We start from the raw sequence: 15,939 nt of genomic DNA on the forward strand, positions 1-15,939 counted from the left end.
CAAGAAACTTTGTTAACCACTTAAGGTAGGAAAGCAGATGATTACAAGTACAACTGTAAGTGCACCTACCAATAACTCCGAAGCATGGAACCAGTTACCCTGGAAGAAATGCCAAAAAGTTGTTATGAGGCTACAGAGGCGTATTGTTAAGGCTGTCCAACAAGGCAGATGGGGTAAGGTGAAAACTTTACAACACCTTCTCACACGCTCTTTTAGCGGCAAAGCTTTGGCGGTTAAGAGAGTAACTGAAAACCAAGGAAAAAACACAGCAGGTGTAGATCGTCAAATATGGTCAACTTGCAACACAAAATTTCAAGGAATAAAGCTATTAAAACAAAGAGGATACAAACCTTCTCCGCTAAAACGGATATACATCAGTAAGTCTAATGGCAAAAGAAGACCTCTTGGAATCCCTACGATAAAAGATAGAGCCATGCAAGCATTATACTTGTTTGCTTTGGAACCGATAGCTGAAACGATCAGTGATCGTCACTCTTATGGTTTTAGACCAAAAAGATCCTGCGCAGACGCTACTGTGGCTTGTCACTTGTTACTGGCAAGCCGTAACCAACTACAATGGATACTCGAAGGTGATATTAAAGGGTGTTTTGATAACATTAACCATGAATGGCTCATGAAGCATATTCCTATGGAGAAGAAAATTCTTCATAGCTGGTTAAAAGCTGGCTTCCTAGAATCAAAACTCTGTATTCCACAACTGCAGGTACCCCACAAGGTAGTATCATCTCTCCAATACTAGCAAATCTAGCCCTAAATGGACTTGAAAAATCATTGGAAAGTCAATTTGGTAAACTTGGCAGTAAAAGAAGAAGCAAAATCAGAAGTGGAGTAAATGTAATCAGGTACGCAGATGACTTTATCATTTCAGGAATCACACGTGAAGTACTGGAAAATGAAGTAAAACCTCTAGTATCGTCCTTTCTTCAGGAGAGAGGTCTTATCCTTTCCGAAGAGAAAACAAAAATTACATCTATTACAACAGGGTTTGACTTTCTTGGTTGTAATGTACGCAGGTATAATAAGAAGTTAATTATAAAACCTTCAAAAGAAAGTATTAAGAAACTTCTTAATAAAGCACGTACATTGATAAAGGCAAACATAGCGAACACTCAGGCCGTACTAATCAAGTTGCTCAATTCCCTATTAAGGGGATGGGGAAATTACTACAGCCATGTGTGTGCGAAAAGAGCTTTTAACAAAATAGACCATGAAATTATGTGTGCTCTATGGAAATGGGCAAAGAAAAGACATCCTCGTAAAGGATTACGTTGGATAAAGAATCGTTACTTCAAGGTAATGAAACAACGCCAATGGGTCTTTGCTGCACCCATATGCAAGAACAAACCGAAAGAGATAAGGCATTTAAGACTGCTTAGGTTGATTGATATACCTATCAGACGACATGTTAAAATCAGGGCGGATGCAAATCCACTTGACTTAAAATGGAAAAAGTATTTTGATGAAAGAGTGAAACAAACAAAAATGTTAGCAAGCTCTTTCTCAAGAGAAGGTTCTCTACTGTTGGTGTCACCATTAAGAATGATGTTTTCTGAGGAATCATGAAGGACAAGCCGGTTCGAGAAAAGAAGGACTTAGATAAGGGGCTCAAGCGTAGTGTGGGGAAACCTGCATGCTGCGTTTCTAAGGGAGGGAGTAGTAGCAATACTACTTCCTTACCTAACCAGCTCGCTAGAGACAAGGGCTTCGAAAAACGCGCTCAATTATATGCCGCTAAAGCCTACTCAAGACAATTAGATAAATCTGGCAACTACATTGATTTAAAGAAAGTCTTCTTTATTGCTATATCAAATTGTAACTTACTTCCTGAAGAAGTTGATTATATTTCTACTCACAATATACGTGATATAAAAACTAACGGCCATTACTTAAAAGATTTTCAGTTTGTCTTTATTGAGTTGCCTAAATTCGCAAAAAATAAAGTAGAGCAGTTAGAAAGTATAGTAGAAAGGTGGTGTTTCTTTTTTAAATACGCAGAAGAAACAACAGAAGAGGACTTAAAAGAGATAGCAGAAAAAGCGCCAATAATAAAGCTAGCATATGATGAATTAGACAAGTTTCGTTGGAACGAAAAAGATTTAGTAGCCTATGAAGAAAGGATAATGGATCTACGCAAAGAAGAAGCTATTCTTGAATACAGACTTGATCTTGCTGAAGAGAAAGGTATACAAAAAGGTATAGAGAAAGGGAAAATTGAAGTCGCAAAAGCAATGCTGGCTAATAATGTTGATGTCAACACTATTGTTAAGTTTACTGGCCTTTCTATTAGTGAGATTGAAGAATTAAGTGGAAATCTGTGAACGGTTACGTTTATTTTTTATCCTTATCATCAAGTGTAAATAAGGTTATTGTAGAGATTAAGCCTATTATAACTATTATTAACGAAAATGGGGCAGCTTCTCTATAGCGCTCATCGCTTACAAGTTCATATATTCTAGTTGATATAGTTTCAAAATTAAATGGTCTTATAATGAGTGTTGCTGTGAGCTCTTTGATAGTATCCATAAATACGAGCAAAAATCCCGATAATATACTCTTCTTGATGAGAGGGATATGAACATTCAAACATGTGGAAATAGGTCCATGACCCATAGTATATGCAGTCCACTCAATTTCATTTGGTGTTTTTTTGAGCCCTGACTCTACCGCCTTGAAAGATATAGCAAAAAAACGAAATAAATATGAGTAAACTAATGCGCCAATAGTTCCTACCAAGCTAATTTCCACAACATATTGAGTAATGAAAGAGGATATTCTGCTTAAAAATATTATTATACTAATTGCGATAATTGCATTTGGAATTGCGTAGCCTAAAGAAATGAGACGCGCTATATTGTTGATTACCTTATTTTTACGCGCCGTATATCCAATCATTATTGCAATGCTAATTGAGATTAATGCGGTGATAAATGATAAACTAATGCTATTTGCTATTATGTTATAGAATCTTGCTTCGTATATGAAAAACCCCTTCTCTATGCTCCAATATATGAGCGGAATCATTGGCAAAATAAAACCTATTAAGATCGGCAATACACACATAAGATAAGCAAAGATCAACGGCATAGCGCCACTTATACTCCGTTTGTTGTGATAGTCCGAATTGGTATTGATTGAAGAGTAAGATATTCCTTTTTTTTGTAGTTTTTTTTCGATAGCTATTAGTATCACAACGAAAATTAATTCTGCAACTGCTAAAACAGTAGTTGAATATTTGTCATGCAGTAAAAACCAGGTGCGATATATTCCTGTCGTAAAAGTATCGATAGCAAGAAACTGTGGTGTGCCGAAATCTGTAATTACTTCCATTAGTACCAAAGACAACCCAGCTATAATTGATGGGCGTATGGAGGGTATGATAACAGAAAACAGGCTCTTCAATGAGGAGAACCCAAGCGTTGACGCAATAGTGACTGAGTTACTAACATTCTTTAGACTTGAGCGAACTAACATATAAACGTATGGATATAGGCTGAATCCCATTACTAATATTCCACCACCTAGGGATTTTATTTCAGGAAACCAATAGTCACCTTTGCTCCAATCTAAAATGTCTCTTAATAAGCTCTGCACCGGACCTGAAAACTCTAGCGTATTTACATAGACGAACGCTACTATATATCCAGGAATCGATATCGGAAAGAACAAAGCAATCTCAAAAATTTTACTTCCAGGAAATGAAAAAAATGTGGTGAGCCAAGCTGGAATTACTCCAAATATGAAAGATATTCCCCCTACTCCTACCATCAAAATTAACGTACTCAGTATATATTCAGGAAAAAGTGTACTGATTACCCATTCGGAATTCGCTGAATCTGTAAATAAGATTGATATTAATGATAATATTGGGCAGACGAATAATATGCTTACTAAAAATAAGAATATATTTTTAAATACTCTTAAAAACATTAATTTGAATCTATATTTTATATTAAAATGTTATATGTAAAAACTGAAGATATCCAGTAATTAACAGCCGTACTATTGAATATCTTTATAATTTTGTATATCATGTTTTTAGTTGATAAGTGAATAATCATGAGCTTCGTCATTGCAACTTTCTATCACTTTGTAGAACTCTCTAATTATTATGACATGAAAGACGAAATAAAAGCTGCATGCAACAACGTTGAGTTAAAGGGCACTATACTCCTTGCAGAAGAGGGTGTTAATGCAACAATATCTGGTGAAAGAAACGCAATTGATAAAATATTCGATTTTCTACGTTCTGATTATAGGCTAAGGGACCTTACATGGAAAGAGAGTGCAGCAGAATATCAACCATTTAGCAAGATGAAGGTAAAATTAAAAAGAGAGATTGTGAATCTTGGTGTAAGCAATCTTGATATTTCCCTTAGGGGTAAATATGTTGATCCAGAGCATTGGGATGATTTTACTTCTCAACCTGACGTTTTAGTAATAGATACACGAAACGAGTATGAAGTGAAATTAGGCAAGTTTAAGAATGCAATTAATCCACACACACAATGTTTCCGTGAGTTTCCTCAGTGGACAGAGTCATTTTCTGAGAGTAAAGACCTGAAAGTGGCTATGTACTGCACTGGTGGGATTAGATGCGAAAAATCTACAGCATATATGAAAAGCCTTGGATTTAGTGATGTTTACCATCTTAAAGGCGGCATTCTTTCTTACCTTGAAAAAACTTATAATAAAAATGGTAATTGGAAAGGAGAATGTTTTGTTTTTGATGATAGAATTGCTGTTGATAACTCACTTACTCCAAGCAACACAATAAAATGCATATTCTGCTCAAATCAAGTTTCAACTGATAAACTGAAATCAGTTCCACGTGGCCAAGTGGTTTGTTCTGATTGTAAACTTCAGTGTTATAGCTATAATAAATAAAACATCATACTGCTGCAGTTGTATGCACGTTGTGATTTGAGAGCAACCTCTACCAGAAAGGGTGTCATGCCAGTGCCCAGACACTGGCATCCAGGTTCTTTTTTTCTAGATTCCAGCGTCACGCGCTGGAATGACAATAAAGAGCATATGGTTATGCAAGAAGTCTATTTCTTACCCTTAATCAACTCTAAAGCCTTCTCCAGATCTATACTCTCAATATCTGCACTCTTGCCCAAAGCAACGTTTGTTTTACCGCATTTTATATAGAATCCGTACCTACCGTTGCAGATAAAAACTTCTTTTCCCTTTTCATTAACCCCGAGAGATTTTAACTCTTTGCGTGGACTGTTTGCAATAATTTGTACAGCTTCGCTCAATTCTGTATTCAGCACCTCTTTGGAGCTTTTCTTAAGAGAAAAGTATCTACCATCATAGAAAATATAGTACCCAAATCGCCCAAGGCCTATTTTTACTTCCTTTCCGGTTTCAGGGTGTTCTCCGATTACTTTTGGCAAGGAAAGTAACTGAGTAGCGGTGCTCAGATCAATCTCATTAACATTTATATCTTTTGGTATGGAAACCGTTTTTTTCTTTTTTAACTCGTTATTAAACTCCAGATAAAGTCCAAAAGGACCCTTTTTGATCATCACTTCTTGGTTTGTTATATCATCTATACCTAAACTTTTTGGATATTCTGAATTGTCGTTACTACCTGTAATTTCTTTTGTATGGTTGCATTCAGGATAGTTAGAACATCCAAGGAACACCCCGGCTTTTCCAAAGTTCAATTTCAATATGCCACCTAAGCAAGCAGGGCATTTCGTATTCACCTCTTTTCTTCCTTCTTCTGAACAAAACCAATCGATTACCAAATCGTGAATGCCGCTGAAAACTTCATCATGCGTCATTTGCTTGACAGAGTTTACATGACCAAAAAATGGCACCCAAAAGTGGCCTAATTCTTTTTTCCAATCTGCATGTCCATTTGAAATTAAATCAAGCTTCTCTTCCATTTGTGCTGTGAAATCATACTCTACACAACGCTGAAAAAAAGTTTCTAAAAATATAGTAACGATTTTACCGCGGCTGCTTGGAATAAACCTTTTGCTATCCAATGAAACGTACTCACGATCTTGTAATACCGAAATAATTGTTGCATAAGTTGATGGTCGACCTATACCGATTTCTTCCATTTTTTTTACGATACTTGCTTCACTATAACGAGGTGGCGGTTGAGTGAAATGTTGTTTTGGCTCAACTGAAATCAGCTTACACGCTTCCCCTTCCTTCATGGCAGGTAGCAGGCCTTCATTTTCGGCTTCTATGTTATCTTGGTAGACTCTATAAAAACCATCAAAGAATATACTTGATCCACTTGCTCGCAGAATTACTTTCTGGTCAGTAGAACTAATTTCGACTACCACTTGATCAAGAATCGCCGACTCCATTTGACTTGCAATGGTCCTTTTCCAGATTAAATCATACAATTTAAATTGCTCTGGCGTTAAGTAATCCTTAATACTACCCGGCGTTCTATTGATATCAGTTGGACGAATTGCTTCATGTGCTTCTTGAGCATTTTTGACCTTTTTTACATATTTACGAGGAGACTGCGGTAAATATTTATCACCATATAATGACTTAATTGACCCTCTAATTGAGTTTATAGCCTCATCTGCAATATGAAACCCATCTGTACGCATGTAAGTTATCAACCCTACAGTTTCACCACCAATATCGATACCTTCATATAAATTTTGCGCTATGCGCATAACACTTTTCACATTAAAATACAGTTTATTCACTGCATCTTGCTGAAGACTTGAAGTAATAAACGGAGGAAGCGGGTTTCTCTTAACTTGCTTGCGTTCTACTGTGCTTACAGCATATTGCCTTGATTCAATCTCCCTGACTAAGTTCTTTGCTTCTTCTTCATTCTTAATATCAAATTTTTCTAGCTTTTTATTGTCATAGTGGCTTAGCATAGCAAAAAAAGCCTCATCTTTGCTATTTTGCATTTCTGCTTTTATGCTCCAATACTCCTGTGTTATAAATTTACTAATTTCATCTTCTCGTTCGCATATAATCTTTAATGCAACAGACTGCACTCGCCCTGCAGACTTGCTTCCCGACAATTTTGTCCACAGCAGTGGTGACAAACTAAATCCAACTAGATAATCCAAAGCTCTACGTGCTTGTTGTGCACGCACTAAATCCATATTAATTTCACGTGGATTTTTTATTGCTTCTTGTACTGCTCTTTTTGTTATCTCATTAAAGACTACTCTATAAATGTTGTTTTCATTACTGATTGCTTTCTTTTCTTTTAATGTCTCTATCACATGCCAAGCCATTGCTTCCCCTTCTCTGTCTGGGTCTGTTGCAAGATATATATCTGATGTTTTGCTTGCGGCTTTTACTAGCTCTTTTATATACTTTTCTGCTTTTTCAATGGTTTCATACTTTATAGTAAAATCATTATCCGGATCGACAGAACCGTTTTTTGCTGGAAGATCCCTCACATGTCCAAAGGATGCAGCTACTTTGAACTCTTTACTCAAATATTTACCTATTGTCTTTGCTTTCGCAGGTGATTCAACTATTAATAATGCCATATTGTTAATTATTTTAGTACTTAAAGATAATATGTTGAGAAATATACAATGAAAAGTAAAAAAATATTTTAATGGTTCTTGTGAATTTTACGAACCGGGTTGTGGGACCTTTTCAGAAAACCCTTGGACGTTGCTATTTTTAAGTGACTTTGAAGGCTCATTACAATAGTATATGATCGCAGCAGCAACGAGAAGCTAGATTCCAGTGTCAGCTACTTGCATGACAAAAAAAGGAGCGCTGGGATGACATCCTCCCTTGTGGAAATTGCTCTCAAATCACAATGCCCGTACAGCCGTAACCCTAGAGGTACTGTTTCTCACCCACTGCAAATATTGCACGGTACTGTCCACTTGGTCGTCGTGGCGCGTTTCAGGAAACATTAAAATCTCATACTCAAAATCGTTCAGCCATACTGCTTGATGTGGCAGAAAAACTTTGCCAGACTCTATAATCGGAACAATTTGATGAAATCGAGTGAGCTTGTCATCATGTGGCACTATTTCAATAATCGGTAAATCACTGTTTGTCTTTAGCTCTTGCACCAATTGTTGACCACTTGTTTTTGCTTCGATTAAAATTGCGTGTGGCGTCCATCTTGCAGCTAGTGACAAAACCTGTTCTTTAAGCTTTGGATACTCAAGCTTTGCGCGATATACGTCGAGTAAATAGAATTTATTATCTATTTTTGCCCAGGTGGTGCAGACACTAAAGTTGCTCATGTTACTTGTTGAAACCGCAGTATCCCAACTTTGTGTTATATGCGAGAGATTATCAGGAAATTTTTTATAGCGTTTCAACCACTCTGGTTTAATTATACCACTTGAAAGCGGCAGAGGGTTTTGTTGATATTGAGCAGCAAAAGCGTAACTCCCAAGTTCAGCTTTTATTATCTCAACTTCTTCTTTTCCTCCATCGAGGGGATATAACAACTGACCTTCTTCTCTTGAATATAATATCCTTACAGGTGACGCTGGTTTATTATATAATCGCCTGGTCGCACAGTGCTGAGCTACTCGGATGACAGGAACGGGAGGCATTGGCTTTTTGATTGAATAAATAACCTGCTTATTTTCAGAAATCATTGGCAAACAAATATGATGCCATATGTTTTTTGGCTTGGAGAGAAGGTGTCCAGTTAAGTCCTCCTGGTGTAGCCTGTGCATTACAAGAACGATGACTCCTTTTTTTCTATCGTTCAGCCTGGTTACTAAAGTCTGATCAAACCAGTTTGTGGCACGCTTTCTAAGCGTTTCACTCAAAGCTTGAGCAGAACTGAGCGGATCGTCCACAATGATAAAATCACCACCTTCACCAGTTAGTGTTCCACCAACTGATGTTGCGATTCTGTATCCTCTCTGCACTGTTTGAAATTTATATTTGGTATTCTGGTCTTTGGATAGTTCTATCTCTGGAAATAGCGCTCTATACCAACTAGACTGCATCACGCACCTGGTGTCGAGCGAGTGCTTTTCGCTGAGCCGCTGAGAATAACTTGCAACTATTATTCTCGCAGTTGGTTGGTTTCCCAGTATCCATGCGGGCCACGCAACGCTTATGCACATGGACTTCATCGAGCGCGGAGGCATATTGAATATTATTCGTTTCACTTCACCAGCGCTCGCTGCTTCCAGCCTGTCTGCTATGACTTTTATATACTGATAATCGTTATACTCACACCCCGGCACTACCGTTTGAAAGCACAGTTCAATGAATTTTAGAAAGTTCATGATATAATGTTGAAACCAACGCGTGACGCTGGGATGACAAAAAAAGGAGCACTGGAATGACACCCTACTTAACCGTCATACCGCGATTCATTCGCGGTATCTCTTAACATAGATCCCGCTAACACGTAGCGGGATGACGAATTACTTAACCATCATTACACCGTCATACCGCGATTCATTCGCGGTATCTCTTAACATAGATCCCGCTAACACGTAGCGGGATGACGAATTACTTAACCATCATTACACCGTCATACCGCGATTCATTCGCGGTATCTCAAAGCATAGATCCCGCTAACAAGCAGCGGGATACTTAACCATCATTACACCGTCATACCGCGATTCATTCGCGGTATCTCAGCCGCTAACAAGAGATCCCGCTAACAAGCAGCGGGATGACGATTGTCGTTTAGCCATAAATATTAAGAAATTTACCAAATGAAAAAAAGGCAAAAGAAGCCCCTTGGTTATTATCTGCTTTAAAATATTGGCGTTTTTTATGTTTTAAACGCTTGACAAGCGAAATTCAGCTGCTTTTAATTGCAACTAACCTACGCTGCAAATGTTTAAGAAATTTACCAAGCAGAAAAAAAGACAAAGAATCCCCGAGTTAGCTAGTCTTTTACTATCTCTGTCGAGTATTGGCATTTTTTGATGTCTTGTAACGCTTTATAAGCGCGTTCAGCTTATTTAGATAAAAATCTAGATGTAGATGAAGTTTTGTAAAGACATACAGTATCTATATACTGCAAAAAATTGAACATAAGACGCCGATACATTAAGTAATCCTTACCTTTTAATCTGCAGATTGGCGAAAGCAAATACAATAGCTTCACTATCATGATAAGGGCGCTGGCGAAGGGTGTCAAGTAAGTTTCTATATAATATTTTCTAAAATAAATAGACTTCTCGCATCCAATTTTGGCAGCGCGCGACACACAACTGCAATGACAAGGTGTCGCAAGATAAACATCATATTCACACGAAGTACTTGACTTCACTTGTACTAAGAAGCATTTTATATATGTTGTGTGCCCGTAGCTCAGCTGGATAGAGCAACAGCCTTCTAAGCTGTGGGTCGTAGGTTCGAATCCCACCGGGCACACTCTTTTATCAATACTTTCTATAAATCTTCAAGTACTCTGGCACCACATTTTCAATTGCTAATGGTCGAACCTTCATTGTTTCAAGGTCAACTGACTTTTCGATTGAACTATTCATCATAACTTTCACCTGATCTTGAGTAAGCATAGGGTTCGTATCTCCGGTTATTGGTTTTAGCAGCATAGAAATAATTTTATTTTCTAAAAAGAAAGCTATTAACTTTGCCATTGGAAAAGATACATTGATCAACAAACACTTTCTGTTAGTAACATTCAGAATAAACTTCAATAAGCTTTTGAAAGAGTAAACCTTTGGTCCACCCATGTTATAAATTTTCTTGTCTTGCTTATTAAAACTGATAATACGATATACCACTTCAGCTAAGTCTGTTACACATATTGGCTGAAATTTAGTTGTTCCATTGCCAATTAGTGGTAAGAAAGGAAGAATAGTTGCTAATCTTGCAAATTTATTAAAGAAGTTGTCTTCTTTACCAAATACAAGGCTTGGCCTAATTATTATTGCTTTTTGAAATGCTGAAGTTACAGCTTTTTCACCTTCCAATTTACTTTTGGCATATTTTGACAACTTGCTATTTTCTATTCCCATAGCAGAAAAATGTATCATCATAGGTACATTTTTCATTTTTGCAGCTTTTGCTATCCTTTCAGCTATTTTAACGTGAACAGCGTAAAAATCGTGCTTTTTTGCTTCATATAATATTCCCACTAAGTTTATAGCTACATCACATTCTTCCATACCATCCAGAACTGATTTTTCATCAAAAAAATCGCCTTTAAATATTGATATTTGTCCTAAATTGCCACACAATTTTAAACAAGCAGCTTTTTCCTGATTACGAGTGAATATCTTTATTAAATATCCTTCTGCTGCCAAGCGTCTTACGATGTGTTTCCCTATAAACCCCGTTCCACCAAAAATAATTACACGTTTTGTCACAATTAAAGTTCCTAATAATTTGTTACTGTAAATTAATACAATGATTTCGCTTAATATTTTATTACGAATTCCCGTACAATAAGATCCATTTTCATTCCTCGTGAGCCTTTAACTAGAATTGCGTCATTATTCTGAATAATGTTAGCTAAATCACTTTTCAATTGATTAGAATCATTAAAATGCGTGCCTCTTATATTATCTGGCAAAAGCTCATGCAATTCTAACATAAATTTACCAACTGTATAAACTTTATCTATATTATTTTCTGTGATAATCTTAACCAAATCTGTATGAAACTCTATGCTTTCATCACCAAGTTCCAACATATCACCAAGCAAAGCTACTTTTCTCTGATTAGAATATGTACTCAAAGTTTTTATTGCAGTTTTCATCGAAGCAGGGCTGGCGTTATAGGAGTCATCAATTAAATGTATATATTTTTTATTGCATTTGACCTTATGAATATTGCCTCTACCTTTCGCTACACTAAAATTCTTAAGTGCAAGTGGTAATTTTGATAAATCAAGTCCGAGGCTTTGCACAACTGCTGCAACAGCAAGTAGCGAATAAGCAAAATGCTCACCTTGTACACGTAAATTACAGTTTATAATTTGATTATCACTCAGCCTGATTTTTAAACTTAATCTATTAGCAACTCGGTTTGATGTCATTCCAGCGCGTGACGCTGGAATCCAGTCTTTATTATACAACCGTCTGATATGCTCATTTGCAATTGAACTTCCTGGATCCAAGTAGTCAAGCACTGGGATGACAGAAGATAGTGCTGAAATGACAGAAGATTCATCGTTTCTTATTAAGTTTAGTAAACAAACTTCAGCATTTTTATCTTTACCGAAGCTTATTACATTTCTATTGGCGTGTGATGAGAGATAATCATAATATTTATTATCTCTGCTTAAAACCAAAGTACCGTTATTTTTCATACCATACAGAATTTCTAACTTCGCTTGTGCAACGTCAAATAGTGATGAAAAATTTTCAGTATGTGCAGGTTCGATGTTGGTAATAACTGCAATATTCGGATTACTAATTTTTGATAATTCTTTTATTTCACCAGCTTTATTCATTCCCATTTCAAGAATTAAGTACTGGCAGTTTTTTGGAGCTTTCAGAATTGTCAAAGGCAATCCTATATTATTATTTAAGTTACCTTCGTTTGCATGGGACACTCCATATTGCGATAAAACAGTGTGTAGCATATCCTTTGTAGTGGTTTTTCCGACACTGCCTGTAACTGCAATAACTTTAGCATCAATAAGAACATTTCTAATGTAATATGATGCCATATCGTGCAAAGCTTTCAGGGTATCTTGTACAATAATGAGAGGGAAACTTTTATATTTACCCTCACTCACTATTGCAGCGATAGCCCCTTTTAAAAACGCTTCATGCAAAAAATTATGGCCATCAAAATTCTTTCCCTTGAGGGCAATAAATAAATCACCTTTTTTTATGCTTCTTGTGTCCGTTGAAATATTTGAGCTATGTATCCAATTACAACCATTTACGTCTCTTCCGCCAGTTGCATCAATGATATTATTTGTGTTCCATTTAAACATAATTTAGAGTATTCTTTATAATAAATTGAACAATAAAAGTAGCGAAAATACTACATGTTTTAGACAATGTGCAAATAATGGTTGCAATCCCTATAATTCTATCTTATAATGGATATAGAAGTTTAAATTTTTTCGTCTATAATTAAAATGTATTTAGTTGTAGAAAGTACCTTGGAGGTATGTATGTTCACAGGAAAAAATGAAAAATCTACTTCTATACTAGCTAAAGTTGGTAATGCAGCTTCGGGAGTAGGAAGTTTTCTGGGTAGAGGTGTAAAAGTTCTAGTCAAGGGTGCAGTGTACCCTATATGGCCAAAGAATTGGTTTAAGTCCTGGGATGAAATGCGGCACGACATAAAAAATGGCGGACGTTCTATTATTGGCAACCCACTTGAAGAATATGATCCACCTATAGAAACCACACAAGCTAGTGAGGATCTTGGTGTCCAAATAATGGAGCAAAAGAAAGGAACAGGAAAGGTAACTTTTTTAGCATCAAGGACTCTGACAGGGGATATACCCTATTTGACGCCAGAACGATTAGGTGAAATAAAGCAAAACCTGCCAAATGTAACTATCTTTAAAGAAGAAAATAAAATTGTAATTGAAGTTGATGTTAAAAAAATAATTGAAGACATTAAATATAAAGGAAAGAGTCCAGAGGAGATAAAAAAGCTTGCTATTGAAGAAATTAAACAAAAAGTTGACGGTAACCTTAAAGATCTAGCAAAAATTACTGGTGGAGAATTTAAAGTTCACACAGACTTAAAATTGCTGTATGGTATTGCAGAAAAATTGTATAAGGAATATGATAATCAAAAGCAGTCATCAGACAAAGTTGTGAAGTCTGATGTTGGTCAGCCTTCAGAAACTATAGCTTCAGGTGAGAAAAAATGGGCGCAAGAAGCTATAAAAGCAGGTAAGTCGCAAAGTTGTGGAATGCAAAAATAAGTTATAGGGGAGTATTATGAGTGAAGCTAAAAAAATAGAGGAAAGACATCATAGTCTAACTGTTCCTGGGGATATGTATCACTTACAACCAGGAGTTATTACTGGAAAAAGGGTAAGTGGAATAGAACCCTTTTTGAAAGAACAGCAGGACATGGTAAAAGTAAGGGAACTTGTAAGCTCTTTAAATCTTGAAGATGCTTCTGGTGATGCGATAAAACCACTATCTACACCTAATGTAGAGAAAAACGAAGAAAGAGGGAAAGGTCGCTCTTAAAATATGAGCAATGAAGTTTATGATAGCGATAACATCTTTGCTCAAATATTAAGAGGTGAGTTACCTTGTGGGAAGGTACATGAAAATGAAAATGTACTAGCTTTTCATGATAAGTACCCTGACGCACCAGTTCATATTTTAGTTATATCAAAAAATCAATATATTTCATATGATGATTTCATTCTAAAAGCTCCTGAAGAGGAAATAGCGGATTTCTTCAAAACTGTAAGAGAGATAGCACACAAATATAATCTAGAAAAAACAGGATATAGATTAGTCACTAACTACGGTGAAAATGGAGAGCAGGTTGTACCACACTTTCACGTGCATATTTTAGGTGGTAAAAAGTTAGGAAAGCATGTAAACTCATAGTGTTATATGTTTTGTTAAATGAGCGAATATTTAACCATAGTAATCTTTATCTGCGTATCAATTGTAGTATCTTTTGCTTTAGGTATATTGCCTATGTTTCTTGCAGTGAGTAAGCCAGATGGTGAAAAGCTTTCCACATATGAGTGTGGCTTCAATCCACTATCCAGTGCAAGGAAAAATTTTGACATTAAATTTTACCTAGTTTCAATATTATTTATAATATTTGACTTAGAAATTGCTTTTCTTTTTCCTTGGGCTGTTTCTTTATCTAAGATAAGCTATGGTGGATTTTGGTCTATGATGGTATTTCTTGCAATACTCACTATAGGTTTTATCTATGAATGGTGTAAAGGTGCATTAGAGTGGGAGTAGTTTATGACAAATCAAATTCTATCTAATGATGACTGGGGTCGTTATAAAAAAGAAGGGTTTCTTGTCACTAAATTTGGTGATTTAACAGATTATGTAATGAATTGGGCAAGGTCTGGTTCATTGTGGCCAATGACATTTGGTCTTGCATGTTGCGCAGTTGAGATGATGCATACTGCATCCAGCCGTTATGATCTTGATAGATATGGTATAATGTTTCGTGCAAGCCCACGTCAATCAGATGTGATGATTGTTGCTGGCACACTAACTAATAAAATGGCAGCAGCATTGCGCAAGGTTTATGATCAAATGGCAGACCCGAAGTATGTTATTTCCATGGGAAGTTGTGCAAATGGTGGTGGTTATTACCATTACTCTTATTCAGTAGTCCGAGGCTGTGATAGAATTGTGCCAGTTGACGTGTATGTCCCTGGATGCCCACCAACCGCTGAGGCGTTGCTATATGGAATGCTATGCCTACAAAACAAAATAAAACGGACTCGGAATGGATAAAACTGCAAAGTATATACAAAAAAAGACCAAATGCGAGTGCATTCAAAAAGATGATGGTATTATTGTAATATATTCAACTTTAGATGAAATTGAAAAGTACCTATTCTTTCTACGTGATGATGAAAAGTGTAGGTTTGAACTATTAGTTGATATTTTTGGGGTTGACTATCCAAATAGAGAGAAGCGTTTCGAGCTAATATACAATCTACTCAGCATTGTGCATAATATTAGAGTACACATAAAGCTTCAGTTATGTGAAAGCGACATGCCTCCAAGTGTAGCGAAGATATTTAGTACGGCTTTGTGGTTTGAGCGTGAAGTGTTTGATATGTATGGAATAGAGTTTTCTGATCACCCTGATTTGCGTAGGATTCTAACAGACTATGGATTCAAAGGTCATCCAATGTTAAAAGATTTCCCTCTCACTGGTTATGAGGAAGTAAGATATGATATAGAGACAAAAAAGGTTGTGTATAATCCTATAGATTTACCGCAAGATTTTCGTATGTTTGATAGCTTATCGCCTTGGGAAGGTAAAACCATAAAAGTAAATACAAAGGAGTAGAAA

16 protein-coding genes and 1 tRNA gene are annotated in these 15,939 nt (G+C 36.3%); 11 read left to right on the forward strand and 6 right to left on the reverse strand.

Going from position 1 to position 15,939, the window contains the following annotated elements:
- Window positions 1–37 precede the first annotated feature (37 nt).
- From ACJZL3_RS05615 to ACJZL3_RS05625, 3 genes are read left to right on the forward strand one after another with little or no spacing between them, the layout of a single operon-like run.
- A complete protein-coding gene (locus ACJZL3_RS05615; RefSeq protein WP_419198720.1) occupies window positions 38–760 on the forward strand; it encodes a reverse transcriptase N-terminal domain-containing protein in 723 nt (240 codons plus the stop codon).
- Window positions 754–1,584 (forward strand): group II intron maturase-specific domain-containing protein, encoded by an 831-nt coding sequence (locus ACJZL3_RS05620; RefSeq protein WP_419198968.1) that lies wholly within the window; start codon window positions 754–756, stop codon window positions 1,582–1,584. The genes ACJZL3_RS05615 and ACJZL3_RS05620 overlap by 7 nt, the downstream gene beginning before the upstream one ends.
- Entirely contained in the window at window positions 1,581–2,339 is a 759-nt protein-coding gene (locus ACJZL3_RS05625; RefSeq protein WP_419198721.1) for an Rpn family recombination-promoting nuclease/putative transposase, read from the forward strand. The genes ACJZL3_RS05620 and ACJZL3_RS05625 overlap by 4 nt, the downstream gene beginning before the upstream one ends.
- Window positions 2,340–2,349: 10 nt before the next feature.
- Here ACJZL3_RS05625 and ACJZL3_RS05630 read toward each other — a convergent pair whose 3' ends face one another.
- Window positions 2,350–3,948, reverse strand: a complete 1,599-nt coding sequence (locus ACJZL3_RS05630) for an ABC transporter permease (protein WP_095742778.1) — start codon at window positions 3,946–3,948, stop codon at window positions 2,350–2,352.
- Window positions 3,949–4,077: 129 nt separating this feature from the next.
- On the opposite strand from ACJZL3_RS05630, the gene ACJZL3_RS05635 reads away from it, so the two are divergent.
- Complete coding sequence (locus ACJZL3_RS05635; RefSeq protein WP_010963056.1) at window positions 4,078–4,905, forward strand: rhodanese-related sulfurtransferase; 828 nt, start codon at window positions 4,078–4,080, stop codon at window positions 4,903–4,905.
- Between the two features lie 164 nt (window positions 4,906–5,069).
- On the opposite strand, the gene topA is transcribed toward ACJZL3_RS05635, so the two are convergent.
- The 3 genes from topA to terL form a co-directional block, all read right to left on the reverse strand.
- The gene (gene topA, locus ACJZL3_RS05640) at window positions 5,070–7,520 is read right to left on the reverse strand and encodes a type I DNA topoisomerase (RefSeq protein ID WP_010963054.1); all 2,451 of its coding nucleotides are present in this window, start codon (window positions 7,518–7,520) and stop codon (window positions 5,070–5,072) included.
- Window positions 7,521–7,607: 87 nt separating this feature from the next.
- Entirely contained in the window at window positions 7,608–7,697 is a 90-nt protein-coding gene (locus ACJZL3_RS05645) for a hypothetical protein (protein WP_419198969.1), read from the reverse strand.
- A 99-nt stretch (window positions 7,698–7,796) separates the two neighbouring features.
- The gene (gene terL, locus ACJZL3_RS05650) at window positions 7,797–9,248 is read right to left on the reverse strand and encodes a phage terminase large subunit (RefSeq protein WP_264374293.1); all 1,452 of its coding nucleotides are present in this window, start codon (window positions 9,246–9,248) and stop codon (window positions 7,797–7,799) included.
- Between the two features lie 1,031 nt (window positions 9,249–10,279).
- On the opposite strand from terL, the gene ACJZL3_RS05655 reads away from it, so the two are divergent.
- Window positions 10,280–10,353 (forward strand) — tRNA-Arg (locus ACJZL3_RS05655).
- 8 nt (window positions 10,354–10,361) lie between these two features.
- Here ACJZL3_RS05655 and ACJZL3_RS05660 read toward each other — a convergent pair.
- Together ACJZL3_RS05660 and ACJZL3_RS05665 are read right to left on the reverse strand one after the other, a co-directional pair.
- Complete coding sequence (locus tag ACJZL3_RS05660; RefSeq protein WP_010082395.1) at window positions 10,362–11,312, reverse strand: complex I NDUFA9 subunit family protein; 951 nt, start codon at window positions 11,310–11,312, stop codon at window positions 10,362–10,364.
- Window positions 11,313–11,362: 50 nt separating this feature from the next.
- Window positions 11,363–12,892, reverse strand: coding sequence for a UDP-N-acetylmuramoyl-tripeptide--D-alanyl-D-alanine ligase (locus ACJZL3_RS05665; protein WP_022626416.1), 1,530 nt, complete (start codon window positions 12,890–12,892; stop codon window positions 11,363–11,365).
- A gap of 183 nt (window positions 12,893–13,075) precedes the next feature.
- Between ACJZL3_RS05665 and ACJZL3_RS05670 the strand changes: the two genes are divergently transcribed.
- From ACJZL3_RS05670 to ACJZL3_RS05695, 6 genes are read left to right on the forward strand one after another with little or no spacing between them, the layout of a single operon-like run.
- Window positions 13,076–13,843 (forward strand): hypothetical protein, encoded by a 768-nt coding sequence (locus ACJZL3_RS05670; protein WP_070356981.1) that lies wholly within the window; start codon window positions 13,076–13,078, stop codon window positions 13,841–13,843.
- 16 nt (window positions 13,844–13,859) lie between these two features.
- On the forward strand, window positions 13,860–14,117 hold the full coding sequence (locus tag ACJZL3_RS05675; RefSeq protein WP_010082357.1) for a hypothetical protein: 258 nt from the start codon (window positions 13,860–13,862) through the stop codon (window positions 14,115–14,117).
- A 3-nt stretch (window positions 14,118–14,120) separates the two neighbouring features.
- Window positions 14,121–14,489 (forward strand): HIT domain-containing protein, encoded by a 369-nt coding sequence (locus tag ACJZL3_RS05680; RefSeq protein WP_419198722.1) that lies wholly within the window; start codon window positions 14,121–14,123, stop codon window positions 14,487–14,489.
- Window positions 14,490–14,507: 18 nt separating this feature from the next.
- Window positions 14,508–14,861, forward strand: coding sequence for an NADH-quinone oxidoreductase subunit A (locus ACJZL3_RS05685; protein WP_006279576.1), 354 nt, complete (start codon window positions 14,508–14,510; stop codon window positions 14,859–14,861).
- A gap of 3 nt (window positions 14,862–14,864) precedes the next feature.
- Window positions 14,865–15,371, forward strand: a complete 507-nt coding sequence (locus ACJZL3_RS05690; RefSeq protein ID WP_006279574.1) for a NuoB/complex I 20 kDa subunit family protein — start codon at window positions 14,865–14,867, stop codon at window positions 15,369–15,371.
- Complete coding sequence (locus ACJZL3_RS05695) at window positions 15,364–15,936, forward strand: NADH-quinone oxidoreductase subunit C (RefSeq protein ID WP_006279573.1); 573 nt, start codon at window positions 15,364–15,366, stop codon at window positions 15,934–15,936. The genes ACJZL3_RS05690 and ACJZL3_RS05695 overlap by 8 nt, the downstream gene beginning before the upstream one ends.
- Window positions 15,937–15,939: the final 3 nt, after the last annotated feature.

The organism is Wolbachia endosymbiont of Rhagoletis cingulata (assembly GCF_048537655.1).
Taxonomy (GTDB): domain Bacteria; phylum Pseudomonadota; class Alphaproteobacteria; order Rickettsiales; family Anaplasmataceae; genus Wolbachia; species Wolbachia pipientis.